Annotated in this window: 3 protein-coding genes; 2 read left to right on the top strand and 1 reads right to left on the bottom strand. The window is 65.9% G+C overall.

Annotation, left to right across the window (positions count from 1 at the left end; all coding sequences use genetic code 11):
* Positions 1-102: 102 nt before the first annotated feature.
* Positions 103-672 (bottom strand): dihydrofolate reductase family protein, encoded by a 570-nt coding sequence (locus tag AC1D12_RS32040; RefSeq protein ID WP_047511582.1) that lies wholly within the window; start codon positions 670-672, stop codon positions 103-105.
* Between the two features lie 290 nt (positions 673-962).
* Between AC1D12_RS32040 and AC1D12_RS32035 the strand changes: the two genes are divergently transcribed.
* Both AC1D12_RS32035 and AC1D12_RS32030 read left to right on the top strand, forming a co-directional pair.
* Positions 963-1769: a hypothetical protein gene (locus tag AC1D12_RS32035; RefSeq protein WP_477845197.1), complete on the top strand. Its 807-nt coding sequence runs from the start codon at positions 963-965 to the stop codon at positions 1767-1769.
* Positions 1762-1971 (top strand): hypothetical protein (locus tag AC1D12_RS32030; protein ID WP_477845196.1); only part of this gene is annotated, 210 nt, incomplete at its 3' end. The genes AC1D12_RS32035 and AC1D12_RS32030, both read left to right, overlap by 8 nt.

Here is a 1971-nt window from a genome sequence, read left to right as displayed (position 1 = left end):
GTTGTCAGTCATGGCTCGCAATTATAGGGAGAAGTAGCAATATTGTAAGTTATGACTTTCAGTATTCTTCGGCCCTGCAGGAGCAGCTCGTCGCCACCCCGCTCAGCGACGAACGCGATAGCGGATGTGCGTGGCATCCGGTGTGTCGATCACCCGAACGATCTCCAGCTCGATCCGCGAAGGCAACAGCTCGAACAGCCGCCGGCCGCCACCGAACAGCACTGGGATCTGATGGATCTGCAACTCGTCCAGCACACCGGCCTCGAGTGCCCGTTGTGCTGTGTACGCGCCGAGCATCAGCACGTTCAGGTTGCCGGCGGCAGCCTTCGCCTGAGCCATCGCGCTCTCGATTCCGTCGCGCACATACCTCACCAACGGATAGTTCGCGACGGATGGGCCGGGCGGCCGGTGGCTGGGCACGAAGATCGGGACACCGTGGTTGTCACCGCCCCAGTGATCGATTTGCTCCACGGTACGCCGACCCGCCACGATCGAACCCGGCGTGTTCCACTCGTCCCACAATTCTCCGACGGCCCCAGACGGCCGGGAGAAGTCCCCGTACCACTCGTGCAGCCGGTCGAAGGCATCGCCTCCAGGATTGCCGACCTCGTCGTTCGGACCGGCGATATATCCGTCGAGCGACATTGACATGAACAGTACCGATGCAGACATCTGAGTCTCCTGTGCTCTCGAAAGAATGGTGCTGTATCTGTGCGACGAAGGAGGAGCAGCAGAATCGACAGGGTCGCTCAGTTTTTGCGACTGTGCCCCACTCTGCGAGTTCTATGCGGGCGGGCAGGCCGTCATGGCGCAACTGCTGGGCGCTGGCGCCAGCGACCCAGACATCGAGGCGCGGCTGGACTGACCGTACTCACTCTTGGGGATGCATGGGGCGGGGCATCCGCCTAGCCTGACCCGCGGCGCATGGACCCGAGGCGTCGACAGACTGCGGCAGGCGACCCATGGACTTCGTCGACAGGATTTTCGGCATCTGGCACGAGGGCGCCTCCCACGCGCTCGTGAGCCAGAGCGTGTTCGGCCTGCTGGTCGCGATCGTGATGGCCGCGCATGTGACGACGGCATGGGGTCTCGATTGTTCGACGTTGCACCCGAGCACCTCGCGCCAGCCGCCGTATGGTCCGATGGCAGGGCCCGAGCGCTGCGAGGGCTTCTACGACAGGACAGTCTCGCAATCGTTCGTCGAGTTGGTATCGCTCACGCGCGGTGCCGGACTGACGGGAGAGAAGGCCGCAGGCACGTTGTCGTTGCAAGCCGCTGCCCGGGCACCGCTGCGGCTCGTGGTGCAGCCGATGCCGTCGTCGCCGTTCTACCGGGTCGAGGCGGACCTGCTGGCGGGTCAGCCGCTGAGCTGGGACCCTGCGCCGATGCTGGGTGCAACACGCCTGCGAGCGAGCGACCTGGGCTTCCTCGCACTGACGCGCCGCACCGGTGGGGCAGGTGGCCCGGCTGCGGCCCCGGTGGCGCTCTCGGCTTCCGCGCTGGCGCAGCCGGATGCAGTGGCCACGGTTCGCGCCTCGGTTCGCATCGCCTCGCTCGCGTGGCGCAGCTACCGCCTCGGGGAGGGAGGGCCTGCGCGCTGGATCGACGTGCCGGATGCGCAACGCTATCCGTGGCAACGGCTGAGCATTGCCATCCCGATGCCCGCCGATGGCAAGGGCTTTGCCGTTGATGTGCAGGCCGTCGACGCAGACAGCCACCAGGCCCTCCCCATGCTCCGATTCACGGTGCTCGGGGCGCTGGATGACTGACGAGCTTGCTTCGCAACGAAAGTTGCTGGCCGGGCAATTGGCCGCTCGCTTGCGGACCCCCGATGCGCCGCTCACCGAACTGAAGGATCTCCAGGAGCGACTGCGCATCGTCGACAACGTGCTCGCAGAGCAGCGCGCTGCGGCTGGACGCGGCCTGGGGCGTGTGCTGGCACCGATGTTGGCGGTAGCGGTCGTGCTGACC

The sequence above is a fragment of the Rhizobacter sp. P1_G5 genome, from assembly GCF_056405435.1.
Note: the sequence above shows the minus strand (reverse complement) of the source record. Positions and strands in the feature narration are given on the sequence as shown.

Coding starts and splice junctions, on each gene's coding strand:
- AC1D12_RS32040 (WP_047511582.1), bottom strand. CDS start 672: ATGTCTGCATCGGTACTGTTCATGTCAATGTCGCTCGACGGATATATC.
- AC1D12_RS32035 (WP_477845197.1), top strand. CDS start 963: ATGGACTTCGTCGACAGGATTTTCGGCATCTGGCACGAGGGCGCCTCC.